The following is a 24,240-nucleotide window of genomic DNA, read 5'->3' as shown; positions in this document are numbered from 1 at the left end:
GGGCGTAAATGCGTTCAGCCCCGGCCGCAAGGGAATGGCGGGTCGCCTGCGACTGCGCGCGGCCGCCGAAGAGATCAGGAATGCTCGCACAAATCGTCGGACGCGTTTGCCTCGGCGCCCTGGTGACAGGCGTCGGTTTTGGCTTCGTCGCCTTCGACGATTTCCACACGCCGCCTGCCGATGTGATCCGCGGCGCGGTCGTCTCCATCGTCTTCACGGGCGCATTCGAACGTGTCGACGCCGGTCTCCGGCTCCTCGAAGCTGGCGAAACGCCGCGTCTCTTCATTTCAGGCGTGAATGTCGGCGCGGGCATTACCCCAGACCGGTTTCTGTCGATCTTCGCGCCGCGCAATCCGAAGATTGCCGACCTCCCCTGGCTGGTGGCCTGCTGCGTCGAAATGGGAGAAGTCGCCGACAACACCATCGAGAACGCTCTGGAAACAAGATCCTGGCTGGAACGACGCAAGATCGGCGGCCCCGTGGTTCTCGTTACCTCCCGGCTGCATATGGCGCGCGCCCGCGCCGCTCTGGCCGCCGAGATCGGCAGACGGCAAATCATTCCCTATCCAGTGGAAGATGAAACGAGCGCCGACGATCCGCTGCGGCAGAGGGCCGACGAATACGTCAAATATCTCGCGACGCTGGTCCTCGTCAGATTTCCGTGGCTTCTGGAGGACAAGCTCCTCCCTGCGAGACGTTCGATCCACGAGTCCCAGCTGCGCCGGTGAGCAAAAGCCAATCGACGGGCTGGCGAAACCTCACTCGCCCGTTCTTGGGGGCGGCGGGCGGCTGCCGTCGGCCGAGGCGGGGCTGCCCGAGTTGAAGAAGGGCGGCGGCAGTGAGCCATGGTCTTGCCCGGCCAAGCCACCCCCGATTCCGCCGCCGATCGCGCCGAGGGCGGCGGCGGGCGCAAGGATGGAGCCCAGGCCCTCCCCCGGAGCCTGTCCAAACTGCTGCTGAACCTCCGTGAAGGTTTCCCGAGTGCACATGGCGCCGCCGCAGTCGATCATCTGGTTCGGGGAGCCGTATTGCGCGACATTCAGCGAGCAGACATGAACGACGCCCTCCAGGACATTGATGGTCGACTTGCCCTCCCTGCCCTCGATGGTCGCGCTCTGCCCAGCGCCGATGTCGGCGCATTTGGGCTTGCATTTCTTGTCCCTCTCGCCTCCACGAGCCTCGCATCTTTCTTCGGTTTTCTCCCGCCGACCCGTGCCGGTGTAGGAGAACTCGAAAATCGTGCCGCGAACGCCAATGGTCGCGACCGGAGATTTTATTTCATAGGCGTGCTTGTCCGACGTGCCCGTCGCGAAGCGAAGCGCGCCCTTGGCGAGATTGATTGTCGCCTTCTGGTAGCTCGAATCGCCGGAGAAAACGAATTTGTCCAGCTTGACGACGGAATTCGGCCCGATGGAGAGATTTGTGCTGTCCGTAAACACCACCTTCGCGGCGCTGTCGGCGACTGTCTTGATGATCTCATCGCGAACGATGCCCTCGCCAACGTTGATCAAGGCCGTCCGGCTCGGCAAAACGCCATTGACGTCGTTGCGGACATAAGAGGCGACGCCGATATTGTCGTAGGCCCACGCGCCGCAGGCCATCGTGACGGCCGCCGAGGCGACTCCGGCAAAAAGCAATGTGTTGGGAAATTTCTTCAACATTTCACGCGCCCCTGTCCTAGGCGAATAACCAATGCGCAACTCATTAGCCGCGCGTCAGGCGGCGCGCAAACTTTGCCTTAAATTCCGTTAGGATCAAGCAAAATTGCATTGACGCGGCGCCCGAACGGCATGCGTCCCTGCGTGTTTTTTCGGCAGGCTCGACAATCTCCGACCCCGCCATTGATGCTGGCCAGACCCGGGATTTGTCAGGGTCAAGGTCGCGCGCGCCTCTGTTTTCATCCAAGGCGCGGCGCCTCGTCGCTGGATCGACGACGCGCGCCTCGCGCAAGCTTCACCCGTCAGAACCTTAAGGAAAGGAAAACGCAGGGCGCGTCATGCAACCAACTTTTTACGTTACGCTCTCCTGCAATGTTGCTTCGTATCTAGTTGTTTTTTAATGATATGACTGCGACGCTCAGGGGTTAGTCCCCCAGCCCACCCGCCAGCTTCCGCACGTTTATAGCGGAGCCGCCCCCCATGCCTTTTGATTCACTCCCTCCCGAAATAGCCGAGGCGATGCTCGCCGATCCGAAGCTCCAAGAGCTTCCGGCCACCTTGTTTAAGACTTGGGTAAACCTTCACCTTATAGCCGCGAGCTACGGCGGCGCTCTCCCGTCGCTGTCTGAGACGGCGTTCCACCTTCGCGCCGGCAAGAAAACGGTAGAGCGCCAGCTGGAGCAGCTGAAGGCCGCGGGCCTGCTCGAAGAGGTGGAGGGCGCATTAATCCCTACCTACCGGGAGCGCCGCCGGCCAACCGTTGAGCGCGCCGTGGTCGTCTCCTTCCCCGTCAAGGACCGCACAGCCGCGGAACGGGCACGGCGCTACAGGGAACGGCGGCGTGTGGCGGGAGGCGTGACGGAGACCGTGACGGAGAGCGTGACGCGTCACGGTGACAGAGAGATAGAATATAAAAATTCACAAATAACTCTCTCTCCCGACCGTGACGGCGTCACGCGTGACGGAGGTCCTTTTCGTCGCTTTTGGGGGGCGTTTCCCGACCGTGGCGACGACAATCCGCAGACCCCGGCAATTGTGGCGTGGCGGAAGGCGCTCGCGGCGGGCGCGGACCCGGAGCGGGTTATTGCGGCGGCGGCTGCCTATGCGGCGGCCGTAACGGGCCGAGAGAAGCGGTTTATTTGCTCGGCGGCCCGATGGCTCTCAGAAGGCCGCTGGCGCGACGCTGCGCCTGTCTCTGCGCCTTCTCAGCCTTCGGGCGTATGGCTAGCGGCCGGCTCTCCCGGCTGGAATGCTTGGTCTGCATGGTGGAAGGAGCATAGGGGAGTGACGCCGCCAAGGGATAGCAGAGATGGCTGGCGCTTCCCGGCGCCAATGCCTCCAGCACGGAAGGCTGCGTAACACGGATAAGGACTTTGTCGAGTGGGCGAACCGCTAGCGAGCTAAACGACATTTTGTCGTTTAGCTCTATTCCCCCCGGCTTTTCGGCTGTTTGAAATCAAGGGGCGGCATGAAAAACGCCCCGCCGATACATCCACGGTCGGGACGGCAGGAGAGGCGGCGCGAGATATGTCCATTGCCGGCTTTAGGGGAGGCACTACTTTGAGAATTGCCACGCCCGCCTGCGCCAATAAGGCGGAGTGAGAGGGGAGGATGACATGCGTGAGATCGCCTTTTTGATTGCCGCTTTATCGCTAGCGATCAGCGTTCCGGCGATAGCGCAAGGCTATCGCGAAGGTGACGAGCAAGACATTGGGGGCCATTATCGGCACATGCACCGCGATTGGAGCCGTCAGGAGGGACGCCACGTCCATAGTGTTTGCTGGGAATGGGACCCGGGAGAGGGATGGGTGTGGGTCTGCCGCGAATAACCGCAGAATGAAAAACGCCCCGCCAGTTCATCCGTGGTCGGGGCGTCTATGAGCCCGGCGCGCAGCTCAGGCACTGCTGATGTTTTAACTCACTGATTCCGCTAAGACAAGCCGCGACGCGCCGCTTGCGCTTCGCACGATTCCAGTATGCGCTTCCCGATCGCGGCGAGAAGCCGGTTCGGCCGGTCGGTTAGGTAGGCCGCGCGCAGTAGCGCCTTGGCGATCGCAAGGCGGGCCAGGAGGTCGCGGCGCCAGAGAAGGCTCATTTGTTGCCGTCCTTCGTATACAGAACGTGAAGCGCGGCGCTGGCATGGTCCGCGAGGGAGTCGGCCAGCTCCAAAACGGCGAGGTGATCCCGCTCGTCTATGAAAATGTTTTCGTTCGAAACCGCCACGTAAATCGCGCGCGCGAGGCGGGCCGTTATACGAACGTGATCTTCTAGCCCTTCGAGGCATTTCGCGCGGGAGGGCGCGTGAAGGATTTTCTCTCCGACGTTGCTCATTGCTCTTCCTCTTCCTGCTCGCGGGCAATCCGCTTCCCTAGGCTTTCCAGCTCGCCCATGGCTCCGTCGAGGATGGCGGACATGGCGTCGCCAGGCTCATTGTCGCCGATTGCATGGGCGAGCCCATAAATTGCCAAGCTAAGGCCGCGAAGATGTATCCTGATTTTGTCCAACGCGTCCTCGATGTCGCGACGTTCAAGAGGCTTAGCGGCCATTGCGGCCTCCTTTGCGAACGGCGGCGACGGCGCGGCGCGTCTCGGCGATCGTGAAGGCTGCCCACAAGGGCGCGAGCGGCGCGAGGGCGATCAGCGTCGCGGTCGATTGCCAGCTCATATTAAACCCCCAGCGATCACGGCGGCGACCAGGGCGAGCGACGCGGCTAGCTGGAGCCAAAGCATTGCGTCGATTGTTTTTCTGAGCATTGGATAAGCCTTTCCCGTTCGCCGGGAAGGGCATTTCCCCGGCGTTGCTCCTAAGAGCGGGTTGTGATATTTGCACTTGTGAAACTAGCACAAGGATTGCGACTTGTGAAGCCTGCACAAGTGAGGATGGCTAGAGCCGCCTTGAACTGGTCCCTTGCGGACTTGGCCGCCGCGTCGGGCGTCCATCGAAACACGATCTCGAATTTCGAAACGGGCAGATACGGCGGGAGCGAAGAAGCGATCTCCGCCATGCGCGCCGCCCTCGAAGCGGCCGGCGTCATCTTCGTCGACGAGAACGGCGAGGGGCCGGGCGTGCGGCTGCGGAAAACGAAGGCCGGCGCATAGGCCCGCCATTTGCAAATAGCGCAGCTTATGTATTACTGCGCGAAGAAGGAAACGGCGGGCCATGAACGAATTAGAACCAAAACCGAAGGGCAAGCGCGGCTTCGCTTCCATGGATCCGGAAAAGCGGCGGCAGATCGCCAGCCTCGGCGGGAAGAGCGTCCCGCCGGAGAAGCGCAGCTTCTCGCAAAGCGCCGATTTAGCCGCCGCTGCCGGGCGCAAGGGCGGTGTGGCCGTCGATCCGAAAAAACGATCCTTTTCGCGCAGCGCCGAGCTTGCTTCTAGCGCAGGAAAGAAGGGCGGCGCCGCATCGCATTCAGGCGGGAAAAGCAAAAGCTGAGTCCGCGCGCGCCGAGACGCGCTCGCCGGCCTTGGCGCGGTCTATGAGAGGCTTGCGTTCGTCGGGTGTCATCTTAGCAAGTGCGTCGAGTTCATATCCCTTGTCGAGGCTCGTTCCCTCTAGTCCATCAATATCGTCTCCAAGGGCCTTGCCGCGTGCGGCGGCGCGTTCAATTGTGCGACGGTCCTTTCCTGTTGCTTCGGCAGTAATTTCAGCAAACGACAAATTGTCGCTTGCTGATTTTTGACGAGCCTTACCACCAGATACGCCAGCCCGAGTCTCCGGGTGTAGTTCCTCATATATCGCTTTCCGACGCGAGACGGCCGCCGCCTGTTGCGCCGGGGTGTAATTTGAGCGCATCAGGTTCTCGTCGATCATCGCCAGTTCGGCGCGCAGATCGTCAATTGTTACAACGAGCGCGTCAATGCTTTCCCTTCCAAGTTTCTTGATCGCCGCCAACCTATGCGCGCCAGCAAAGGCGGGAAGAGCGTTCCAGCCGAAAAGCGTAGCTACTCGCAAAATCCTGAGCTTGCCGCCGCCGCCGGCCGCAAGGGCGGGCAGAGCGTCAACCCTGCGAACCGGTCATTTTCCAAGAACTCCGCTCTTGCATCGGAAGCTGGCAAGAAAGGTAGATGCGCGTCGCATGGTGGAGGCCGACCCTAGGACGCGTGACGCCCCAATAGACAATGCCCTCCGATATCCACGGCAGGGGCGTTCTCTGGTAAGGGGAAGAGGGTTGCCTGTAGAGCACACCCTTGCGCCGATTAGCACCAATTATCTTACTGTGCTGGCGGACATCTTCTCACGCCGATTCTCGAGGCGTTTAGTCTGTTTGATCTATTTTGCTGCTGGTAGCAGGAAGCAGTGCATGAGTTAGCGATGCGGAGCGCGTTGTTGCGATCAGCGTCGGAGCGAGCTCTCGCCAACGCCCCAGTAAAAACAGCGTTGCATTGCCCGTTACAGCTATCAAGTTGCCCAGAGGCTGATGTCAGAGCCGCTCTCCATGCTGCACATATATCCGGCGAGGAATAGCCGTTATTCCCTCGTCCACTCGATCTACCGCTCTCGTATTTCTCGCGTGTCCAACCGGGGGAGCCGGGTCCTTCAGCGGGCGTCCCTCCGCCGCCGCCACCGGAACCATGGGATATCTGGCGCTGCGGCAACTGTTGTGTCGGCTTCATGCCGCCGCTCTCGTTATCGCAACCCACTTCGAACCAACCTCCTTGAAAAGGACAACTAGGAGTGCTGCCAAACCGCGTGCAAGTAATATGGCCGTCTCCCAATGCGATTCCGTCGCAAATTCGTCTCCCTAAACGGTTGTAGGCACATACAGTGATGCGTTTTTCACAACCGTTATTAAAATGCCACTCAGTCGATGCATCATCTGTTTTCTCTTGCCCGGGCGTGATGCAATAACCATCGCCTGTTGGTTTGAGATGACGACAGTTAGCAATTGCTGGGGACAAGCCGCACAATACGAACAGGGCAATTAGATACACACCTTGAAGGAAGAACTGGTCATTCTTCTTTTTCATAGGACCGCCCCAGCTGTTGGCAATTTCGCGCGACTAAACACTGGCCGCAAATCAGAAATACCTTCGCCTTCACCCAGAGGCCGAAACAACTCAAGGGAAGCGTAAGCCAGTCTCTGCTCCACGGCGTGAAAATGTGACATGTTGAACTGGCTAGGGCAACGTGCGGAGCTGCATTAGCTCCCGTTGCGGACAATACAAGCGGGCGTTTCGGTGTTGGATAGCCATATTGTTGGGCGAGACATTCAGATTACCATGCCGCCGCAATACAACGAACCGAACTGGCGACCAACTTAACCTGCTCTAAGGGCCATCGGGCGTGCGCCCGACAATTGGACCAAAGCGTATGCGTAGCTTTTAAAGGTCGACAAAAGAAGCATCCGATGCGTCTGTAATAGCAAAGACGGGGGGAAGCCCCGGCGTGCGCCTGAAGCTTGCGGTCGTTCGCCAAGGTGTCGAGAACCGAGATCCAACTATCCGCTGGCGCTTCGATTTCCGCGACAGGATGTAGCAGCGCACGAGGCCGCCGATGGCGGCGATCCAAACCTCTCGCTAGGCGAACGTGAGAGAGTCCCAACGGGGCGCCATCATCGCGGTCCACCCGCCTTGAAGGCGTGGGAGGCGATCGCCGACGCTAGGGACTGACACACCCCTTTCCGCTTTACGTAAAGGACGCGCCGCTCTTGTAGCTCGGCGTCTGGACCTTTAGTCTGGGGAGGCTGGAAGCTGTCTAGCTTCTGTCTGGGAGCCTCGACGGCTGCAACCGCTTTGGCTCCCTTTTTCACGTCTTCCATCTTTCGTTATCTCGCCTCCATCAGCTCGGCTTAATCACCCGCGCAAGGCTCGCCAGCGTCATAGAAATCCGAATAAGGCGAGACGGGCGTGACCCTGATTTTTCTGCTGCGGACACGGCCATTCACTCCCCTAGATGAGGTGAGACTGAGGTGGCGACGCGGGCAGCGACTACGAGGTTACGCTGCCCGCGCCCGTTGCGCGTCGCCGGCAAGAGGGGCGCGCATCGGCCCAGGGAGACCAATCCCCGGGCGCCAGTTCCGCCGTTCTCAGGCCGGCGGATTCCCTGCAGGCGGAGCGCATGAACGTTAAGTTCAAATGCGCCCCGCCAATTTCGCGCCGTATGACACTAAGCGCGAAAACAAATCTCAATTACCGCGCTGCCAGCGTCGCGAAGGCGCTGCGCTGCGTTCCATCCGTCGCAGTCACCGGCGCGCCGAGCAACGGCGCTCCATCGACGCGGCAGACTGCGCGGAACACGGATTGATCGGAGGTAAAGCCTGCGTGTCCGCTCACGGCGATGCCGGTATTTCGCAGCAACGTGTAGAGGCTCAGGTCGGCGAGGATGATGTCGCCCAGGGAACCGAGCGCTGGGCAGTTTTCAGTCGGGATCACCGGGCGGCCGTATAGCGTCGCGTAACAATCGGCCGACGTTTCGCTCGGGCGAGCGTAGTAAAAGGTTCCGGGATTCGTCGCGTTGATTTTATTCAACTGGCGCTCGACGCCCTCGCCGATCAGCCACACGGCTCTCGAGCGCAGCGGATATGCAATCGCGTCAAAAAGCTTGTCGAGATTCTCTTTGACGATTGTTCCCCCAGCCTGCCCGACTTCCTTCGCGACTGTGATAGTCGCCGGGCTGTGAACAATGCCAAGAGGCTGTCCGGCCCCCGTGCCTTTAACGATGGCGTCTTCGATCCGGTATGCCAGTTCACCGGTGAAACTGCGCTCCAAAAACGGGCTCAGAAGATCATCGGAATCCATCACGAGCTCGTTCGTGGCCCATGCGATAGCCAAGACCTTGCGTGGCGTCAATTCGATCATCTCGACTTTCGGCTTTCCGGCAGTTGGCTGCGTTCCTTCGTCTACCCATGTCGAGACGACGCCGCCGAAACGAAGATTATCGGCGCGCGAGGTTTCGTCAATTCGAGGAAACTTGTGGGGCCGTCCGTCTGACGATTCGATAACCATGCAGCGGCTCAAAATTGGCGCTGCTTCATAAAGCGATTGCAGGAACTTCCGCTCATATTCGGGAGCGAAAAGGAAGCCGCCGCTCGCCGGATCGACTTCGCCCATGCCCTGCGGCGCGCGCTCAAGAGAAGCCCGCGCGAGACGGTCATTGTGCGTTTCAAAGATCCCGGAATCGAGCGCGGCGCGGGCCATGTCGCCGAGGCTCGCAAAAACGGTCCGGCCGCCCGTGCGCGCGACCTCCTTCAGTTCATCGATCGAGTATACTTCGCGTGCGGCGCTACCGCGTCGGTTGGCGGGAAAATTAACGGGCTTCGTCATCGGTCGTCACCGTGTTTTCGATTTTCGGGAGCGCCTCTTTGAGCGCGGCGATTTTCGCCGTGGCGGCGGCGTCATCGGGTTCGATCTGGAGGAGCGGAACCTCCTCTTGCAGAATACGAATGATGGCTTTCTGACGCGCCGCGAGAGCGGATGAGTTGCTTGTCACGGTCTCGCGCTTGCCGACGAGAGTCATTTCGATGTTGCGATCGATCACCAGATGCTTACGCAACCCGTAGGTTTCGTCGAGAAGCCAGCGCGCAAACTCTGCTACCTCGGGGGAGCAATTTTCGCGGAGTTCGCCAGCGTAAAGCTGCACAAGTCGGTCGTGTTCGAAGATCGCGCTTGCTTTCGCCGAACGAGCAATTCGCGCGCTCGAAATCGCATCCGCCCAGGCGAGCTCAGCCTCGCGAACGGCCTGGACGGCGCGTTCAATTGCGAGTTCGAGTTCCGGGATCTCGGCTGACAGCGCGGCGTCGGCTTTTTCGAGGGCGCGACGTAGCGCCGTCCGTTCACGCAAGCGCGACGCGGCCAGCTCGGCGCGAATTTTGCTGCCGATTTCGCTGCGTTCGATCGCGTCGAGAATGTGCTCGCGATCGGGCTTGCTCGGCGCGTGGGTGTGGTGTGCGGGCGGGGTGAGTTTCATGGCGGTTGCTGCTCTCGTCATGGCGACATGAGAGCGCACCGCCTGGCTCAAATCATCCTGAAAAATGAGCCACTTATTCGACGGCCCGCCGAATGGTCGAATATGATATGTCATAGGCGCCGATCTCGCGGGCGAACGCCTCGTGGCGGAATAGGTAGTTCTGGACCTCGTTTGAGAGCGTGCGCCCCTCGAGCCCAGGGAACTTTTCGGCCGCCAGAGCGCGCAGGGCCTCAATCCGCGTCTTGCGCTTGCGCCATGACGGGACTGGCGCGGCCGCCGCGCGCCGCCCGGCGCTATAGCCGCTCCACACCCCCTTTATGGCGACGTAGCGTGCTTCGGGCGGCAAGGCGTCGATGGCGTCCGCGAGGTCCTGCGGGATCGTGTAGAAGCCCTGCACCATGGGCACGCCATCGGGGCCGATCTCCCAGCGGGCGGGGCCGCGCTTCTTCGATGGCGCGCGGCTAATCCGCTCGGCGGGGTTTATAGGCGCGCTTTCGTCGCTCGCGTTGATTTCGGCTCCCGAAGTGATTTCCATCCGAAGTTTTCCCAAGTTTCCGAAGTTTCAAAGAGTTTCAAGTTTGCTTTTAACTTCAACGCGTTACGTCGCATGTCCGTTTGATTTTTTGAATTTTTTGAATTTGCTTTTCCGCTAGTATTCCAAAAGGGGCGACTGGCGCCTCGTCCGTGTTCAGGCGCGACTAGGAAGCATTTCCGAGGGGCTAGGAAGTTAATCCGAAGTCTTCGACCCACACCTAGTTTTCGGCCTGATTTGATTTTGTTCCCCAGCGCGAAAAATTCTCTGCGTGAGCCCATCGCCGGTAGCCGCTCCCGATTAAACCGCTCAAGAATAACCCCCCCCCTCCGGCAGGGCGAGCGCAGAATTATCAAGGCACAGCCATGGCGCTGGAGCCGGGCAGCATTGCTCGGTCGCGCTCAAACGCGCGCCGCAACAGCGCATCAACGCGGATTCGACTATCTCCAAATAGCCCCAAGCAGCCGTTGCGAACGGAAGACCGGATCAGGCGAACAAGTTCAATATCTTCGTCACAGAGGCAGAGAGCCTCAATACGGCTCAACCAATCGAGATGGTCGGCATCTATATCGTCCCACTGCGGCGGCGCTTCGCCACCGATAACGCGCTTTCGCCTTTCACTCTCCGCCTTGCGCTCGGCCCTTTCGGCCGCGCGTTGCGCCTTTTTGCGAGCCCTCTCTTCGTCACGGCGGGTTGATTCCACTTCACAGGCGCGAGCGCGATCGACTTCGCATTCCCTCCAGGCGGCGACAGTCTTTTCGATTTCGTCCATTTCGCGTTGTCGCTGGGATTGCGACATTGCCATCCACTCGCGCATCGATGCGTCTATGTCGAAATCGACGTTGCAGCTGCTCGATGAGGCGCAGTGGTAATAGGAAGCCCGTTCGATGGCCTCCCGCGAAAATTCGATCCCGAGGTCGGCGGCGAGCCGGCCGCCGACATGGCGGCACGCCTGACGCTGGCCTTCGGTAGCCGCGGGGTCCTCATGCAAAGCGAGGATTTTTTCCAGCTTGGCGAGGCGGGCGGCGGTCATGCTCTACCCCGCGCCGGCGCGCAGTCGTCGCAACGCCAAACCTCACGCCTGTTCCCCTCGGGCCACGCCATCATTGCCAATGCGCCGCATCGACACCAACGGTCGCTTATCCCACCCTTTCGGGCGGCTTCATTGCGGCGATCAGCGATGGACTGGAGGGCCTCGGGGTCGTAAATTGGCTTCGGGGAAGACGGACTTTCTGCGCTGGCCTCCTCCCTCGGATGCGCATCATCCGGCGAAAAACATAAACCCTCGGAACTGCCATTACTGCCAAAACCCCCTTTTGGCAGTTTTGGCAGTGGCTCAGGTGTGTGTTTTTGCTCGGTGAGGGCGCGGAGCTTTTGCAAGTAGCGGCTCATGCCAGCGCCCTCGGGTTAACAGTGAAGGTTGTGGTAGGGCGACCTCCACCCGTCCCATCCTTTTTGGTGGGTGCTAGATAGTTGAGGTCCGCCAGGAGCCAGACGCCCGCCTTCACATGCTCCAGATCGGTTAGGCCGCTCCATTTGTTGCGCCACAGCTCGCGGGTCGTGAATCCGTCCTTCAGGTCGCCGGAGCGGATACGCTTCAGTATAGCCGTAGCAGCGGTCGTTTCGGTCTCGCCTCCGGCTGCATAGGCGCGGCGGGCGTGGCTCTCCAAGTATTCGGCAAAGGCGAGCGCCCGCAGGACGGCCGTCTCTCCGATGGCGTCACGCCCACCATCAGAGACATGATTGATAAGCGCGAGCGCCGGGACGGTTTTACGAAACTTGGACAGGTGGCTTTCAAGCGCTGGGGACAGTTCCCCGGAGCGAAGCCGCTTCTCTAAATCCGCCCTCCATTCTCTGAAAGCGTCGAGAGCGGCCGGGGCGAAGCGGAAATAGGGGAGCCCTTCTTCCTCCTGCGTCGCCCCAAAAGCACAAGGATCATAACTGCCAAAACTGCCAAAAGTCTCATAGGCCCGTCGGCGGGGCTCAGTAAGCGGATAGCGGTCCTCGTCGCGCCATGCGGGCGACTGATCCGGCCATGCCAAAAGGCTAAAGCGCTGGATCATCCCATCATCGCCCGACCCGCCCGTCGTAGCGCGGCCGATATACTCGGCAAGCCGCCCCGGCTGTGTAGAGCCGAGCATCGAGACGCACGCGGCCTCAATATGAGTTTTGCCGCGCGTCACCCGGTCAAAGGCATAGCCCTGCGTGCCGCCCCAGGCGGTCAGATAGAATCCACGGGCGCCGGCATATTCCTCGCGGTCGAGCGTCTTCAAAAGCGATATCAGTTCGTCACGGTACGCGAGCACCCCATCAGGATTATCAGCGAGGATTTCGCCCAGCTTTTCATATGTCGTGTCGTTAGTAACAAACCGCCTGGCCTTTGGCTCTTCCGGCTCTCCGCATAGGAGAATGCCATCGGTGCTCAGTCCCTTCTTCAACGCATCGCGCGCCCGCGCGGCCTGTATGTCCTTCCCAATCTTGTGGAGCGCCACGTTGGCTTCATATTCCTTCAACTGCTCTTCATGATCCTTACGGGCATTGGCTTCGAGGCGATGCAGAGGCTTCAAAGCTTCCTGCATAGCGGGCGACTTCATTGCCCCCGGGCGCCCGACGATGCAGGCCCACAGGTTAGGAACCTCGGTCCAGTCAGTCTGAGCTTGCGGTCGAATGCCTACCTTCCGGCCCAATGCGGAACCGAGCGCAACGATAGCGGCGATGCCGACAAAATCCGGGGGACACTGCATCCGGTCGGAAATGTCGCCCACCCACGCCGAAATGCTTTCCGGCAGGTAGTCGAGGGCAAACGGCATGACTGGGAGCAGCCCGCAGGGAAGCGGCTTCGGCTCAAGCCATTCGCGCCCGCCGGCAGTCGCCTTGTCGCCCACCTCGAAAGCTTGCTTGACAGCGGCCTTACCGCGCTTGATCGCGAAGTCGTTCCAGTCCGTGCCATCGTCGCCGTCTCCACGATTAAACGGCGGGACTGCGACGGAAGCGCCAACTTTCTCGGCCGCTTCCCGCGCCTTGGTGAGTCCCGGATTGCCATCCGTTTTAAAGTCGTCATCGGCGGCAATGACGATGCGCGCATTCCGATGGTGCTCACGGATGGCACGCGCTGCCGGCCCGAGGTTGCCGGCGTTGAAGGCAATGGCGATGCAAAGGCCCGTCGCCTCAAAAATGCTGGCGCCAGTCGCGAAGCCCTCGCAAACGACGATGCGCTCGCCCGGCGCGCCAAGCGTGTAATAGAGCCCCGTCACGCGACCGCCCAGCAGGAAACGCTTTTCTCCGCTCGGCGCGATGCGCTGCAGGTTCAAGATGCGCTCGCCGTCCGTTATCGGGATCAGCAATTCGCCGTTGAGTTCACGGGCTCCGTTCGGCCCTATCTGTTTTTTGGCAAGGTAAGCGTGCGACGCCGATGCGCCGAGACCGGCGTCCTGCCACATCTGGCGCGCATTTTCGGCGGCCTCCTCCGCCTTGCGCTCGCGCTCCGCCTCGCGCTGCCTGATTTCCTCTTCCAGCCTGTCCCGCTCTTTTTGCGGGAGAGGTTCGGAACCGCGCGCCGACCATTTGAAGGATGCGTCGTTTCTTCGCCAATCGCCGAATGCTCCGGCCGGAATACCGTCCAAGTGAAGTTTATACCACCCAGCCGTGTCATTGCCGGCCTTCGTCGGGAACCTATGCAGAGCGCCGTCCGCGATTATTTCCTTCGGCGCAGTCCCCAAATTCATGATGATAGCGTCGCGAAAGGCGCCAATCGTTTCAGAGTGCGAAAATTTCATTAGCGTGTTCCACGGAAAGCGCGGGCGAGAAGGCGATCGACAACGGCAATCTGCTTGTCGGTGAGGTCATGGCGATGGAGCTGATCCGCGATTGACTCGATGAATGTGCGCTCCCAAGCGCTCAGCCATTTTTGCTGGATCAAGTAATCAACCGCTTCTAGGCGTTCGTCATCATCGAGTTCCCACCAGCTACGGACGCTTTGGCGGTCGGAATGTTTGCTACGGCGCGGCTCTTTTTTTCTGACATTTTCAGGGGCGACGGCTCCGCGCTCGAACGCAACAACCACGTCGTGCCAGTCTGCATTGGCGCCATTAAGCACGCGACCAATCGCTCGCGCGGTCGCGACAATTTCGCCCTCGTAATCCGAAGCCAGTCGGGGGATCATCGTGGCGATCTTGCGGGTTAAAGAAGGAACCAATTTCATCGCGTCGCCTCCAAAGTCGTGAAGGCGATCTCCGCCACGGCGATGGCCATAGCGGGTAACAAACGGAAGCGGCGCGCAAGAAAGGCGGCGCGACGGGTTGCGAGGTCGGGTGAGGTTTTGATAAACTCGTGGGCGTCGCTGCCGAGCTGACAAATCCCATGAGCCCCGCCGGTCTTATCCCCCGGCGGGCTCTTTGCTTTCGGGGGCATGGATTAAGCCGCCGCCTCCGTCTTCACGACACCGCGGCGCGGGATATAGTCGCGCGCGACCGGCCCCGCGATGCGGGTAGCCCGACCGAATTTCTCCACAGGGAGCAAACCGGCGGCGATATCCTCGTAAACAACAGACTTCGACGTGCCTTTGAACTGGCACAACTCGGCGATGCTCAGGAACCCGCCGACGATTAGGCGTTGGGCGATAGTGGGCGCAGTTGCTTTCATTCACTTTCTCCACTGCTATCCGCGCTGGATTGCGCGGCCTAACATGGAGAGTGGCGGAAGATTTACTGCGCAAAAACCGCGTAGGCGAAGAAAGTCGAAAGCCCCTACGCGGTATTTTCCTTCCTTGCTTTACGCCCCCTCTTCGGTGGCGTCCCGATTAGATCAGCGTCGCGGAGGATCGTGGTGAGCGCCTTTTCCTCGGGCATGGTAACATTAGCCGTTTGCAAAATCGCCCGAAGGGTCCTCACGAATATCCCTTGTTTTGCCGGACTTGGGCGCTCGCCAAATACGCGGTCATACGCAACTGCGATGTCTTTCACCAACGTCCTTACGGCCGGGTCGGTGCGGCTCTCAGACACCGCGCAAATCTTCTGCGTTAGAAGTGCGCCGGCGGCACTTGCTGCGCGTCCTGCAATATCGCCAGAGTTCTTTAATTCCCCGATATCGGCGCGAGCTTTCTGAAGCTGTCTATCGACGACTAGATTATCGTCCGATGGTTCAAATTTGCGAGTATCGAGAAAATAGCGCTCGGAAAGCTCCCCCCAGCTACCTCCGTCTAATCCCTCGATTGCCTCTCTATATTCCGACGCGGCCTTTTGCAGGCGCTCAAACTTTCGTGCTCTAACTTCCATTTCGCGTTGATGTGGGAGAGCGAACTTTTCGTAAAACTGGAAAGCCTGAGCAGCTCCGGCCGCGAATTTCTCGTGCTGAAATTTCGTCCCCGGTAGAATTTTCTGCAACTCTTCGAGTAAATCGCCAAGCTGATTTTTGTCCGCATTTCCGATCCAGACCGACTTAACGCGAGCGACTGGCGCTCGCCCTTTTTTCAGCCTGCAATTTGTCATGGCTGGCTCGCGGGTTCGTATTTCTCGTTCTGTGTGACGTAATCGGCCCACGCTTGCATCAGCGCGCGTCTCTTTTCGAGAGCATCGGAACGCCGGTAAGCGCGCTCAGTCGCGTCACCGACAACGTGGGCGAGAGCGACTTCCGCCAGCTCTCGGGGGAAATGCGTTTCGTTTCCGGCCCAGTCGCGGAAGGTCGATCTCAGGCCGTGAACCGTCGTGGCTTCGATTAAGCCCAGCCTCTTCAGCAGTTCATGAAAGGTGAATGCCGACATAGGACGCCCACGAGAACGGCCCGGAAATACGTAATCGGACAAGCGGCGTCCTCGGGCTTCGAAAACAATTTCCACGGCTCGCGTCGACAGAGGGACCCTGTGCTCACGTGCCGACTTCATTCGAGACGCGGGGACAACCCAAACGCGCTCTTCCAAGTCGAATTCCTCGAAGGTAGCGCCGAGCACTTCGGCCTTGCGAGCCGCCGTCAGAAGCAGGAACTCCAGCGCCAGCGCGGTTATCGTTTCATCGGCGCGGAGAAGTGCTACAAGTTCGGGGACGCGTTCATAAGGGAGCGCCGCATAATGCTGGCGCGAGAGCCTATGCCGCGGCGGCGGTAGGAGATGAGCGAGATGGCCACGCCACGCCGCGGGATTCTGGCCTGTTCGCAATCCGCGTGCTGTCGCGGCGTCGAGGACGGCCTCAATTCGGGAACGCAGCCGTGAGGCCGTTTCCGGCGTCTTTGTCCAAAGCGGCTTCAGGACACGTAACACAGCCTCCGTGTCCACCTCGTCGGCCGGGAGCGGACGGAGGGCGGCCGCGCCTTCAATAAGAGACGCGCGCCACTGCCTGGCGTGCCCAGGGTGCCGCCACGTCGGCTCTTTCGTTGCGAACAATTCGTCCGCGACCTGCCCAAAGGTCAGGCGACCAGCTCGCGCGTGCTGCCAGCGACGGCGTTCGTCTATCGGATTAATGCCGAGGCGGCGAAGGCGTTTCGCCTCGTCACGCAGCGCGCGAGCCTCGGCAAGCCCGACGCCATCGGCGACGCAGCCCAGGCCCATCTCGGGGCGTCGTCCGCCAAAGGAAAACCTGTAGACCCATGTCCGCGAGAGCGACTCGGAGACGATCAGGTAAAGGCCGTCGCCATCAAGCCATGCTCCGGGCCCGGCCGTCGCCACCTTTCTCGCCGTCAAGCGTCCTGCCAAGTCGCCAGCCCCCCGGGTAGTCCCCCAATTTAGCCTGGATTATAGTGGACAGGCACGGACTCGCAAGGAACAACGAACCTTGAAACGCGTCAAATCTCTGGTATTCTAGAAACGAAGGCGGAAGCCTGCGGACTAGGACTTCGAGGATACGCTCTCCTCGCAGGTCGCATTGGACAAGCGTCTGACGACGATTGCGGAGAATGTGGCCAACGCCTCGACCGTCGGCTATCGCGCCACGGGCGTGAGCTTCGATACGGTCCTGTCGAAAACGTCGCCCGCGCCGACCGCCTACGCTTCCGCCGGCGCAGATTTCATCTCGCGCGCCTCCGGCGGCCTGACCAAGACGGACAACCCCTTCGACGTCGCCGTGATCGGGGACGCCTGGTTCGGGATTCAGACGCCTCAGGGCGTGGCCTATACCCGCGACGGCCGTTTCAAGATGCTGGAGACGGGCGAGGTGCAGACGCTGCTCGGCTACCCCGTGCTCGACGCGGGCAATGCGCCCATCGTGCTCGACCCGACCGGCGGCGCGCCGATGATCTTTCGCGACGGCATGATCCAGCAGGGCGAGCGCCAGTTCGGCGCCATCGGCCTCTTCGAGATCGACCCGGCGGCGACGCTGCGCCGGGCTGAAAATTCGAGCGTCGTCCCGTCGACGCCCGCGACGGCGGTCGTCAATTTCACGCTCAACGGCGTGGCGCAGGGCCACCTCGAAAACGCCAACGTCAGCGCCGTGAGCGAGATCACGAAGCTCATCCTGGCGCATCGCAGCTTTGAAAACGCCACCGCGGCCTATGACATGCTGGACGCGTCGCAGCGCGCCGCCGTCCGCACGCTCGGGGGCGGCTGAGCGATCATGGCGGACGCGCTCTCGCGGCTCGGCGAGGCCGCAACTCATTTCGCCCGAAGGAACGCGCGCCTCTCCGTCAGCGGCGTCGTGACGGAAGTATCGCCTTCACATTTCCGGGTCGAGGGATTGTCGCAATTCCTGCGCCTCGACGATTGCGTGCTGCTCGAAGGCGCCGGTCGCGCCTGTCACGGACAGGCGATCCATATCGATCGCGCCGGCGTTCTGGTGAAATCCTTCGAGAGCAACGCCGGCGTCGGCCTCGGCGCGCGGGTGACGCATCTCGGCCCTGTCGAAATCGCGCCGCATCCTGGCTGGAAGGGCCGCGTCATCGACGCGCTCGGCGCGCCGATCGACGGGCTCGCCCCCCCGCCGCAGGGCGCGCCGCGCGTGCTCGACGCGCCTCCGCCCACGCCCATGTCGCGCGCACGCGTTCATGCGCCGGCGCCGACGGGCGTCGCCGCGATCGACGCATTCACGCCGCTGTGCCGCGGCCAGCGCGTCGGCGTCTTCGCCGGGTCCGGCGTCGGCAAGTCCACGCTTCTTTCCATGATGACCCGTTCCGCCGCTTTCGATTCGGCGATCATCTGCCTCGTCGGAGAGCGCGGACGCGAAGTGCGGGATTTCCTGAGCGAGGCGCTCGGCGCCAGCGCCGCCAATGCGGTGGTGGTGGTCGCGACCGGAGACGAAAGCCCGATGATGCGCCGCCTGGCGCCGCTGACCGCGACCGCAATCGCCGAAAGCTATCGTGACGAGGGCCAGTCGGTTTTGCTCATCATGGATTCGGTCACACGCTACGCGCATGCGCTGCGCGAGATTGCGCTCGCGGCCGGAGAACCTCCCACGGCAAACGGATTTGCGCCGAGCGTCTTCGCCGATATTCCGCGGCTCCTCGAGCGCGCCGGTCCCGGCGTCGACGGGGGCGGATCCATCACCGCCATTTTTTCGGTGCTGGTCGACGGCGACAATCACAACGACCCGATCGCCGATTGCATCCGCGGCACGCTCGACGGCCACATCGTGCTGGAGCGCGAAATCGCCGAACAGGGACGCTATCCGGCGATCAACATTCTCAAATCGATCTCGCGCCTCGCCGATCGGGTCTGGAGCCCGGCGGATCGCGAGACCGTGACGAAAGCGCGCGCGCTCGTCGCGCGCTACGAAGATACGCGCGATCTGCGTCTCCTCGGCGGCTATCAGCCCGGCGGCGACGCGGAGCTCGACAGGGCCGTGCAACTGACGCCCGCGATTTATCGCGCGCTTCAGCAGGCGCCGGAGTCGCCGCCAAAACCCGCCGTCATGGAGGAGTTGGCCGCCATTCTCTGTTGACGGCGACCTCCCCCAGTCACGCGCAAGCCCCCTCCCCTCCATGCTTCGTGAACCATGACAAAACGACTCGGGCCAAAGCAGAAAGAACACGCCGGCGCCAGGCGGCGGCCGGTGATGGGAAGCGCCATCGTCCCGCTCTTCATCACGCTGGCGAGCGCGCCGGACGCCGGCGCCGGCCAGGGCGCGGCGAGCCGCGAGCAGCAGCAATTTTGCGCCAGTGTCGCCGCCTCCGCCGAGACGCTGCGTCTGGAGCACCGCCGAAAGGAGCTTGCCCAGATCGAGACCGAAATCGCGGCGCGACTGCAGGCGCTCGATGCGCGGCAAACCGAGCTGCGCGTCATCATCGACCGCCTCGACGCCTTCGAGCGCAACGCCGGCGAGGCGCTCGTCGGCCTCTATTCCCGCATGAAGCCGGAGGCCGCGGCTGCGCAGTTTTCCGAGCTCGACGACGATGTCGCGGCGGCGCTGATGCTGCAGCTCAAGGGAAAGGTTTCGAGCGCGATCCTCAACGAGATGCCCCCGCGCGGGGCGCCGCGCTCATCAAGAAGATCTCGGAATTACGCAAATCCAGCGCCGCGAGAAAGCCATGACCCGCCCCTTCGTCGCCGGCGCGCTGGCGCTCGCGCTATCCGCCTGCGCCACCGACCCCCGCGACTTCACACGCGAGCCGATCATGTCGCCGGTCGGCGCCGGCCTCAATTTTTACGACGACGAACTGCCGCTCGGCAGGCTGCGCAGCGCATCGCTCGGTCCGGGCATGCAGCTCGACGAAAACCGCGTCAACCTGTTCAGGGACGTAAAGGCGATGAGCGTCGGCGACGTCGTCACCGTGGTCATTTCGATGGACGACCGGGCGATTCTCGGCAATTCGACCGACCGCTCGCGGGAAGCCAAGGTGAAATCCAAATGGAGCTTTTTGCTTGATCTCGTCCCCGCGCTCGGCGGCCTCGTCGGGTCGCAGACAAAACAAACCGGCGCCTGGCAGAACGATATCGACTCCAAGTCCGAGACGCAGGGCCAGGGGTCGATCAATCGCTCGGAGCAGATCAAATTCACGCTGGCCGCAGCCGTGACCGCCGTCATGCCGAACGGGAATCTCGTTCTGCACGGCTCGCAGGAGATTCGCGTCAACAATGAGCTGCGCATCCTCACCATCGGCGGCGTCGCGCGGCCGCGCGACATCAACAAGGACAACTCGATCTCCTACGACAAGATCGCCGAGGCGCGCGTGTCATATGGCGGGCGTGGCCGCCTGAGCGAAGTTCAGCAGCCCGCCTGGGGGCAGCAGCTCTACGATAATTTCGTCCCATTCTAGAGAGGCGATGATGGAAATCGGCGGGAAATCCAAAGACGCTGAAGGCGGATGGAAGCGGTTGCTCGTTCCTCTTATGGCGGTCACGGTCATGGGCGGCGGTGGAGGCGGCTTTGTCGGCTTTTCCCTCCTCGGCCCGAGAGAATCGGAGAAGGCCGAAGCCGCCCCCGTGGAGACGAAAGAAAGCGGCACAGATCATTCCGGCCAGGGGGCGCACGGTGACGCGCAGGGGGGCGGGCACGGCGGGGAACATGGCGACACGAAGGGCAAGGAAGCGGAGCACGGGCCCAAGGGAATGCGGGCGCAGCTGAAGGTGAGGGAGCTTCCGCCCATTGTCTCCAATCTCGGCGGCAAGGAGAGATCCTGGGTCCGGATTCAATCGGCCATCGTCTACGATCCCCACGAACTGGAGCATGTCGACGCGCTGATCCCGGTTCTGCTGTCGGACATCACGGCCTTCATCGGGACTCTGGAGCTTTCGTCGATCGAAGGGCCGGATGGCTTGCGGCGGCTTCAGGAGGAGTTGAACGAACGCGCATCGACCCGCTCCGAGCGGCATGTTCGGGAATTGATCATCGAAGCTTTGGTGGTCCAATGAGAGCCGCGCTTCTCATCGTCCTCCTGCTCTCGCCGAGCGCGGGTATCGCAGCGGAAGGTTTCGATCTCGGCGCGCTGCTGCCGAATGCCGGCGCCTCCACGAGCGGGCGGATGATTCAGCTCATGGGCGCGTTGACGATTCTGTCGATCGCGCCCGGCCTGCTTGTCATGGTGACGAGCTTCACGCGCTTCGCGATCGCGCTGTCGTTCCTGCGAGCCGGCCTTGGCCTGCAAAGCACGCCAGCCAATCTCGTGATGATCAGCCTCGCGCTTTTCATGACCTTTTACGTTATGGCGCCAAGCGGAGAGAAAGCCTGGGAAACCGGCGTCCGGCCGCTTGTCGAGGGCAAGATCGGCGAAGCGGAGGCTTTCAACAAGATTTCCGCCCCTTTCCGGCAATTCATGCTGGCTAATGTGCGGGACAAGGATCTCCGTCTTTTCGAGGACCTGCGGAAGCCGGAACCGTCCTCGTCGAAGGATGGCCCGCGGCTCGATGTCTTGGTGCCGGCCTTCATGACCTCGGAACTCAGGCGCGGATTCGAAATTGGCTTCCTGATTGTCGTTCCCTTTCTCGCGATCGACATCATCGTCGCGGTCATCACGATGTCCATGGGTATGATGATGTTACCGCCCACGACAATCGCGCTGCCGGCCAAGATTCTGTTTTTCATATTGATCGACGGCTGGAATCTGCTCATCGGAAGCCTGATCCGGTCACGTCCAATCCACGGCGATTTACGTCCGAACAAGCGGCTCCAAATGCCCTTTGAAAATCAAGGCCAATAGTCTATCGTGATCCACGAGAGCACACCGCAGGCCGATCCAATCGCGGCGCAAGTGGTGTGGTACCTGGTGTGGTACTTGGGGCGGAACGATGGCCGGAACCCTTTCAGCACGCTTTTTTGAGACCGTGAAGCACAAGGGGGGAGACAAGCCCGACCTCTATCTGGACGGCGATTGCCTCTATCTCGTGGTTTTCAGGGACGGCTCGAAAGGCTTCCTGTTCAAGCCTCGGTTCCGGGGGAAGAAGATCGAGATCAGGTTCGAGGCCGACAGCCTCAAGGAGGCCCGCGACAAGCGCGCCGCCTATGCGCTGCAAATGCGGGCCGGCCAGGACCCGCGACAGATCAAGCGCCAGGAAAAGGCGAGCGCCTCGAATGCGGACACCTTTGGAGCCGTGGCCGACCAGGTTTACCAGGCGAAGCGATCAGGCTGGCGCAGCGAGAAACACGCCGACCAATGGCGGCACTCTATATTTAAGGACTGCCCCAGGCTGTTGGGCATGCGCGTGGCGGAAATCACGAGCAAGGACGTGCTCGAAACCGTCCTGCCCATTTACAAACGCTCTTACACCGCAGGAAAGCGGACCCAGGAGCGCATTGCCGTCATCCTCGACACCGCCCGCGAAATGGGGCTCATGCCCTACGACCGGCGCAACGCGGCAGACATAAAGAACCTTGTGCCCGCGAAGCCGGATGTTGAGCGGAAGCATCATGAGGGCTGGCATTACAGCCAAATTCCGCAGCTTTTTGAGGCGCTTAGGAAGGTCGAGACGATCGCCGCCAGGTGTCTTGAGTTTCTCTATTTGACCGGTTGCCGCTCTAACGAGGCGCGCGCCGCGCGTTGGGAGGAGTTCGAGGGTCTAGGGGGCGAGAGCCCAACGTGGATATTGCCCGCCAGCCGCATGAAGCGCGGCCGCGCCCACCGCATTCCCCTCTCGCCGCAGGCCGCGCGCATCCTCTTGGACCTGAAAGCCAGGAGCGCCAGCCAGTTTGTGTTTGAGGGGCGCGGGAGGAAAGACCCTCATATCTCCAACCAGGCGCTCCACGACTGCCTCGACAAAAATGTGGATAAAACCCTCACCGTTCACGGGAGCAGATCAGCCTTTCGCGGCTGGCTGGACGAAGTGCGCCGCGTCCCGATCACGAGGGCCCGCCAGGCGCTTGCCCACAAGACCGGCACGGACATCGACGAGGCCTATCTTCGGACAGATGGCCTCGACGAGCGCCGAAAGGACATCGAGGCATGGGGGCGCTACTGCTACGGGATCGATGCCACCGTCACGCCCTTGCGGCTGCCGGCTTAACCCGCTTCGCTTTATGCTAGCCAGTTGTTTTCCTATCTCTTTGTTATATACGCGTAAAAGAAGAAGAAGCTTAGCAATAAGGGCTTTACACGACGCGAGGGCACACCATTGGCCGGTCGCTGAATTTTTGTAGAATGGCCCCCTCCCCCTACCCTCAAAACCCCTAGAACCGAGTCCGCAGGTTGCCATGGCGGACCTCGGGGCGTGCGAATTTTCGCGAAATGAGCCCTCCCCCCTACCCCTAAAACCCCCTAAACCTCTACTTGAGGAAGCTGGCGGGCTATCGACCAAGCGGGCCAGAATGTTTCAGCCGCTCGCTTGCGTCCGTTGGGCACGACCCTCCCCCCAATTCTCCATCCTGCGGCCACCCCGCCATTGACCCGCCCGGCCGATGTAATGTTATAACGTTACAATCCGCACGCGCAGGTAAGGCCGCATGAGCGACGCCAGCCAGATACGCCGACCCGCCCCAGACCGTTTCGAGAAGCTCGGCTATGGCCCGAGGCATCAGCGCAAGCCTCTCACGGCGCTCGACCTCCGCTCTCAGCTCATGCTTGAGTATATGCTCGTCGGCTGTCAGCACCGGGACATTTGCGACCGCATCGGCGTCCAGGTTGGCGAGCCCATGACGCAGCAGCAGGCGAGCGACGCCGTTGGCTTCCGGCGCAGAAACGGCCGCTTCGTCTTTCAGCAGGCGATCTTTCAGAAGGGCTTGGCCAAGGGCATCGAGGAGCTTCGATCCGGCGCCAGGGTCCAGGCGATCCGGCGGATGATCGAGCTGATGAACGACCCGGGCGACGGGTCCGCAGCCTGCAAAACTGTCCAGCTAAAGGCGGCCTCCGCGATCATGGGCGACGAGAGCAAATCGGCCGTCACCGTGAACGTCGGCGTTTCAGCTCAGCTTTCGCCGGGCGTGGTCATAAGACTTCCGGCCGAGGTCAAATCCCCGCCGCTCGAACAAGCCCAACCTCCGATTATCGAGCACGGCGGCGCCATGCGGACGAGCCCGATCGACGGCCAGCTCCGATACCTCCCCGACGACGAGGACGCCAATGGCTGACAATCCCGCTTCATGGCCGCAGAGCTGGCCGCCGACGCGGAGCGGGATTTTTCTTCGCTTCAGCGTCGCCGGCCAGAGATCGACGCGCGCCTCATGAAAATGGGCCAGGCCGAGCGCGATGAATTCCAAGCCGAGTTGCGGCGTCTTTTGAAGCGTCACGAAATCACGAAGAGCCAACCGAGTTTCCGGCGCGGCTGGAAGAGCGCCAAGGATTAACAGGAGAGAACGA

27 protein-coding genes and 1 pseudogene are annotated in these 24,240 nt (G+C 61.5%); 13 read left to right on the top strand and 15 right to left on the bottom strand.

From position 1 onward, the window contains the following. The first annotated feature begins 80 nt into the window (after nt 1–80). Nucleotides 81–728 (top strand): YdcF family protein, encoded by a 648-nt coding sequence (locus WOC76_RS04465; RefSeq protein ID WP_341108657.1) that lies wholly within the window; start codon nt 81–83, stop codon nt 726–728. A 30-nt stretch (nt 729–758) separates the two neighbouring features. On the opposite strand, the gene WOC76_RS04460 is transcribed toward WOC76_RS04465, so the two are convergent. Then, on the bottom strand, nt 759–1,661 hold the full coding sequence (locus WOC76_RS04460; RefSeq protein WP_341108658.1) for a FecR family protein: 903 nt from the start codon (nt 1,659–1,661) through the stop codon (nt 759–761). 1,613 nt (nt 1,662–3,274) lie between these two features. On the opposite strand from WOC76_RS04460, the gene WOC76_RS04455 reads away from it, so the two are divergent. Continuing rightward, complete coding sequence (locus WOC76_RS04455) at nt 3,275–3,487, top strand: hypothetical protein (protein ID WP_341108659.1); 213 nt, start codon at nt 3,275–3,277, stop codon at nt 3,485–3,487. A gap of 101 nt (nt 3,488–3,588) precedes the next feature. Here the strand turns inward: WOC76_RS04455 and WOC76_RS04450 are convergent, their stop codons facing one another. From WOC76_RS04450 to WOC76_RS04435, 4 genes are read right to left on the bottom strand one after another with little or no spacing between them, the layout of a single operon-like run. After that, complete coding sequence (locus WOC76_RS04450) at nt 3,589–3,753, bottom strand: hypothetical protein (protein ID WP_341108660.1); 165 nt, start codon at nt 3,751–3,753, stop codon at nt 3,589–3,591. Further along, complete coding sequence (locus WOC76_RS04445) at nt 3,750–3,989, bottom strand: hypothetical protein (RefSeq protein ID WP_341108661.1); 240 nt, start codon at nt 3,987–3,989, stop codon at nt 3,750–3,752. The genes WOC76_RS04450 and WOC76_RS04445 overlap by 4 nt, the downstream gene beginning before the upstream one ends. After that, nucleotides 3,986–4,204, bottom strand: coding sequence for a hypothetical protein (locus WOC76_RS04440; protein WP_341108662.1), 219 nt, complete (start codon nt 4,202–4,204; stop codon nt 3,986–3,988). The genes WOC76_RS04445 and WOC76_RS04440 overlap by 4 nt, the downstream gene beginning before the upstream one ends. Further along, nucleotides 4,194–4,322 (bottom strand): hypothetical protein, encoded by a 129-nt coding sequence (locus WOC76_RS04435; protein WP_341108663.1) that lies wholly within the window; start codon nt 4,320–4,322, stop codon nt 4,194–4,196. The genes WOC76_RS04440 and WOC76_RS04435 overlap by 11 nt, the downstream gene beginning before the upstream one ends. Before the next feature lie 215 nt (nt 4,323–4,537). Here WOC76_RS04435 and WOC76_RS04430 point away from each other — a divergent pair, with 215 nt between their 5' ends. Continuing rightward, nucleotides 4,538–4,756, top strand: coding sequence for a helix-turn-helix domain-containing protein (locus tag WOC76_RS04430; RefSeq protein ID WP_341108664.1), 219 nt, complete (start codon nt 4,538–4,540; stop codon nt 4,754–4,756). A 61-nt stretch (nt 4,757–4,817) separates the two neighbouring features. After that, the gene (locus tag WOC76_RS04425) at nt 4,818–5,093 is read left to right on the top strand and encodes a general stress protein (protein WP_341108665.1); all 276 of its coding nucleotides are present in this window, start codon (nt 4,818–4,820) and stop codon (nt 5,091–5,093) included. Here WOC76_RS04425 and WOC76_RS04420 read toward each other — a convergent pair. Next, entirely contained in the window at nt 5,070–5,552 is a 483-nt protein-coding gene (locus tag WOC76_RS04420; RefSeq protein WP_341108666.1) for a hypothetical protein, read from the bottom strand. The genes WOC76_RS04425 and WOC76_RS04420 overlap by 24 nt on opposite strands. A gap of 3 nt (nt 5,553–5,555) precedes the next feature. Between WOC76_RS04420 and WOC76_RS04415 the strand changes: the two genes are divergently transcribed. Next, nucleotides 5,556–5,756 (top strand): general stress protein, encoded by a 201-nt coding sequence (locus WOC76_RS04415; protein ID WP_341108667.1) that lies wholly within the window; start codon nt 5,556–5,558, stop codon nt 5,754–5,756. A gap of 2,033 nt (nt 5,757–7,789) precedes the next feature. Here WOC76_RS04415 and WOC76_RS04410 read toward each other — a convergent pair. The 9 genes from WOC76_RS04410 to WOC76_RS04370 all read right to left on the bottom strand — a co-directional run bounded on the left by WOC76_RS04410 (nt 7,790) and on the right by WOC76_RS04370 (nt 16,768). Further along, nucleotides 7,790–8,923, bottom strand: a complete 1,134-nt coding sequence (locus WOC76_RS04410; RefSeq protein ID WP_341431289.1) for a phage major capsid protein — start codon at nt 8,921–8,923, stop codon at nt 7,790–7,792. After that, nucleotides 8,907–9,566 carry a hypothetical protein gene (locus WOC76_RS04405; protein WP_341108669.1) on the bottom strand — a complete coding sequence of 220 codons (660 nt, stop codon included), beginning with the start codon at nt 9,564–9,566 and terminating at the stop codon, nt 8,907–8,909. The genes WOC76_RS04410 and WOC76_RS04405 overlap by 17 nt, the downstream gene beginning before the upstream one ends. 73 nt (nt 9,567–9,639) lie before the next feature. After that, on the bottom strand, nt 9,640–10,101 hold the full coding sequence (locus WOC76_RS04400; RefSeq protein WP_341108670.1) for a hypothetical protein: 462 nt from the start codon (nt 10,099–10,101) through the stop codon (nt 9,640–9,642). Nucleotides 10,102–10,450: 349 nt separating this feature from the next. Beyond that, on the bottom strand, nt 10,451–11,131 hold the full coding sequence (locus WOC76_RS04395) for a hypothetical protein (protein WP_341431288.1): 681 nt from the start codon (nt 11,129–11,131) through the stop codon (nt 10,451–10,453). 355 nt (nt 11,132–11,486) lie between these two features. Further along, nucleotides 11,487–13,874, bottom strand: a complete 2,388-nt coding sequence (locus WOC76_RS04390; protein WP_341108672.1) for a DUF3987 domain-containing protein — start codon at nt 13,872–13,874, stop codon at nt 11,487–11,489. Beyond that, a complete protein-coding gene (locus WOC76_RS04385; protein WP_341431287.1) occupies nt 13,874–14,299 on the bottom strand; it encodes a hypothetical protein in 426 nt (141 codons plus the stop codon). The genes WOC76_RS04390 and WOC76_RS04385 overlap by 1 nt, the downstream gene beginning before the upstream one ends. A 212-nt stretch (nt 14,300–14,511) precedes the next feature. After that, nucleotides 14,512–14,739 carry a hypothetical protein gene (locus tag WOC76_RS04380; protein WP_341108674.1) on the bottom strand — a complete coding sequence of 76 codons (228 nt, stop codon included), beginning with the start codon at nt 14,737–14,739 and terminating at the stop codon, nt 14,512–14,514. Between the two features lie 104 nt (nt 14,740–14,843). Continuing rightward, entirely contained in the window at nt 14,844–15,584 is a 741-nt protein-coding gene (locus WOC76_RS04375; RefSeq protein WP_341431286.1) for a hypothetical protein, read from the bottom strand. Next, entirely contained in the window at nt 15,581–16,768 is a 1,188-nt protein-coding gene (locus WOC76_RS04370; protein ID WP_341431285.1) for a tyrosine-type recombinase/integrase, read from the bottom strand. The genes WOC76_RS04375 and WOC76_RS04370 overlap by 4 nt, the downstream gene beginning before the upstream one ends. A 172-nt stretch (nt 16,769–16,940) precedes the next feature. On the opposite strand from WOC76_RS04370, the pseudogene flgF reads away from it, so the two are divergent. The 8 genes and pseudogenes from flgF to WOC76_RS04330 form a co-directional block, all read left to right on the top strand. After that, a pseudogene (gene flgF / locus WOC76_RS04365) lies at nt 16,941–17,630 on the top strand (flagellar basal-body rod protein FlgF); the annotation flags it as partial. Nucleotides 17,631–17,636: 6 nt separating this feature from the next. Further along, entirely contained in the window at nt 17,637–18,956 is a 1,320-nt protein-coding gene (locus tag WOC76_RS04360) for a FliI/YscN family ATPase (protein ID WP_341431284.1), read from the top strand. Nucleotides 18,957–19,542: 586 nt separating this feature from the next. After that, entirely contained in the window at nt 19,543–20,271 is a 729-nt protein-coding gene (locus WOC76_RS04355; RefSeq protein WP_341108678.1) for a flagellar basal body L-ring protein FlgH, read from the top strand. A gap of 58 nt (nt 20,272–20,329) precedes the next feature. Beyond that, nucleotides 20,330–20,866 carry a flagellar basal body-associated FliL family protein gene (locus WOC76_RS04350; protein ID WP_341387508.1) on the top strand — a complete coding sequence of 179 codons (537 nt, stop codon included), beginning with the start codon at nt 20,330–20,332 and terminating at the stop codon, nt 20,864–20,866. Then, on the top strand, nt 20,863–21,651 hold the full coding sequence (fliP, locus tag WOC76_RS04345; protein WP_341108680.1) for a flagellar type III secretion system pore protein FliP: 789 nt from the start codon (nt 20,863–20,865) through the stop codon (nt 21,649–21,651). The genes WOC76_RS04350 and fliP overlap by 4 nt, the downstream gene beginning before the upstream one ends. Nucleotides 21,652–21,739: 88 nt before the next feature. Continuing rightward, nucleotides 21,740–22,951 (top strand): tyrosine-type recombinase/integrase, encoded by a 1,212-nt coding sequence (locus WOC76_RS04340; RefSeq protein ID WP_341387507.1) that lies wholly within the window; start codon nt 21,740–21,742, stop codon nt 22,949–22,951. Between the two features lie 436 nt (nt 22,952–23,387). Beyond that, complete coding sequence (locus tag WOC76_RS04335; protein WP_341108681.1) at nt 23,388–24,011, top strand: hypothetical protein; 624 nt, start codon at nt 23,388–23,390, stop codon at nt 24,009–24,011. 12 nt (nt 24,012–24,023) lie between these two features. Continuing rightward, complete coding sequence (locus tag WOC76_RS04330) at nt 24,024–24,227, top strand: hypothetical protein (protein WP_341108682.1); 204 nt, start codon at nt 24,024–24,026, stop codon at nt 24,225–24,227. The last annotated feature ends 13 nt before the right edge of the window (nt 24,228–24,240 follow it).

The organism is Methylocystis sp. IM3 (assembly GCF_038070105.1).
Classification (GTDB): Bacteria; Pseudomonadota; Alphaproteobacteria; order Rhizobiales; family Beijerinckiaceae; genus Methylocystis.
The sequence above is the reverse complement of the archived record's forward strand: the minus strand, read 5'-3'. Positions and strand labels throughout refer to the sequence as shown.

Coding starts and splice junctions, on each gene's coding strand:
- WOC76_RS04390 (WP_341108672.1), bottom strand. CDS start 13,874: ATGAAATTTTCGCACTCTGAAACGATTGGCGCCTTTCGCGACGCTATC.
- WOC76_RS04385 (WP_341431287.1), bottom strand. CDS start 14,299: ATGAAATTGGTTCCTTCTTTAACCCGCAAGATCGCCACGATGATCCCC.
- WOC76_RS04405 (WP_341108669.1), bottom strand. CDS start 9,566: ATGAAACTCACCCCGCCCGCACACCACACCCACGCGCCGAGCAAGCCC.
- WOC76_RS04380 (WP_341108674.1), bottom strand. CDS start 14,739: ATGAAAGCAACTGCGCCCACTATCGCCCAACGCCTAATCGTCGGCGGG.
- WOC76_RS04355 (WP_341108678.1), top strand. CDS start 19,543: ATGACCCGCCCCTTCGTCGCCGGCGCGCTGGCGCTCGCGCTATCCGCC.
- WOC76_RS04450 (WP_341108660.1), bottom strand. CDS start 3,753: ATGAGCCTTCTCTGGCGCCGCGACCTCCTGGCCCGCCTTGCGATCGCC.
- WOC76_RS04360 (WP_341431284.1), top strand. CDS start 17,637: ATGGCGGACGCGCTCTCGCGGCTCGGCGAGGCCGCAACTCATTTCGCC.
- WOC76_RS04330 (WP_341108682.1), top strand. CDS start 24,024: ATGGCCGCAGAGCTGGCCGCCGACGCGGAGCGGGATTTTTCTTCGCTT.
- WOC76_RS04415 (WP_341108667.1), top strand. CDS start 5,556: ATGCGCGCCAGCAAAGGCGGGAAGAGCGTTCCAGCCGAAAAGCGTAGC.
- WOC76_RS04430 (WP_341108664.1), top strand. CDS start 4,538: ATGGCTAGAGCCGCCTTGAACTGGTCCCTTGCGGACTTGGCCGCCGCG.
- WOC76_RS04440 (WP_341108662.1), bottom strand. CDS start 4,204: ATGGCCGCTAAGCCTCTTGAACGTCGCGACATCGAGGACGCGTTGGAC.
- WOC76_RS04455 (WP_341108659.1), top strand. CDS start 3,275: ATGCGTGAGATCGCCTTTTTGATTGCCGCTTTATCGCTAGCGATCAGC.
- WOC76_RS04335 (WP_341108681.1), top strand. CDS start 23,388: ATGAGCGACGCCAGCCAGATACGCCGACCCGCCCCAGACCGTTTCGAG.
- WOC76_RS04375 (WP_341431286.1), bottom strand. CDS start 15,584: ATGACAAATTGCAGGCTGAAAAAAGGGCGAGCGCCAGTCGCTCGCGTT.
- WOC76_RS04340 (WP_341387507.1), top strand. CDS start 21,740: ATGGCCGGAACCCTTTCAGCACGCTTTTTTGAGACCGTGAAGCACAAG.
- WOC76_RS04435 (WP_341108663.1), bottom strand. CDS start 4,322: ATGAGCTGGCAATCGACCGCGACGCTGATCGCCCTCGCGCCGCTCGCG.
- WOC76_RS04400 (WP_341108670.1), bottom strand. CDS start 10,101: ATGGAAATCACTTCGGGAGCCGAAATCAACGCGAGCGACGAAAGCGCG.
- WOC76_RS04445 (WP_341108661.1), bottom strand. CDS start 3,989: ATGAGCAACGTCGGAGAGAAAATCCTTCACGCGCCCTCCCGCGCGAAA.
- WOC76_RS04425 (WP_341108665.1), top strand. CDS start 4,818: ATGAACGAATTAGAACCAAAACCGAAGGGCAAGCGCGGCTTCGCTTCC.
- WOC76_RS04410 (WP_341431289.1), bottom strand. CDS start 8,923: ATGACGAAGCCCGTTAATTTTCCCGCCAACCGACGCGGTAGCGCCGCA.
- fliP (WP_341108680.1), top strand. CDS start 20,863: ATGAGAGCCGCGCTTCTCATCGTCCTCCTGCTCTCGCCGAGCGCGGGT.
- WOC76_RS04460 (WP_341108658.1), bottom strand. CDS start 1,661: ATGTTGAAGAAATTTCCCAACACATTGCTTTTTGCCGGAGTCGCCTCG.
- WOC76_RS04465 (WP_341108657.1), top strand. CDS start 81: ATGCTCGCACAAATCGTCGGACGCGTTTGCCTCGGCGCCCTGGTGACA.
- WOC76_RS04395 (WP_341431288.1), bottom strand. CDS start 11,131: ATGACCGCCGCCCGCCTCGCCAAGCTGGAAAAAATCCTCGCTTTGCAT.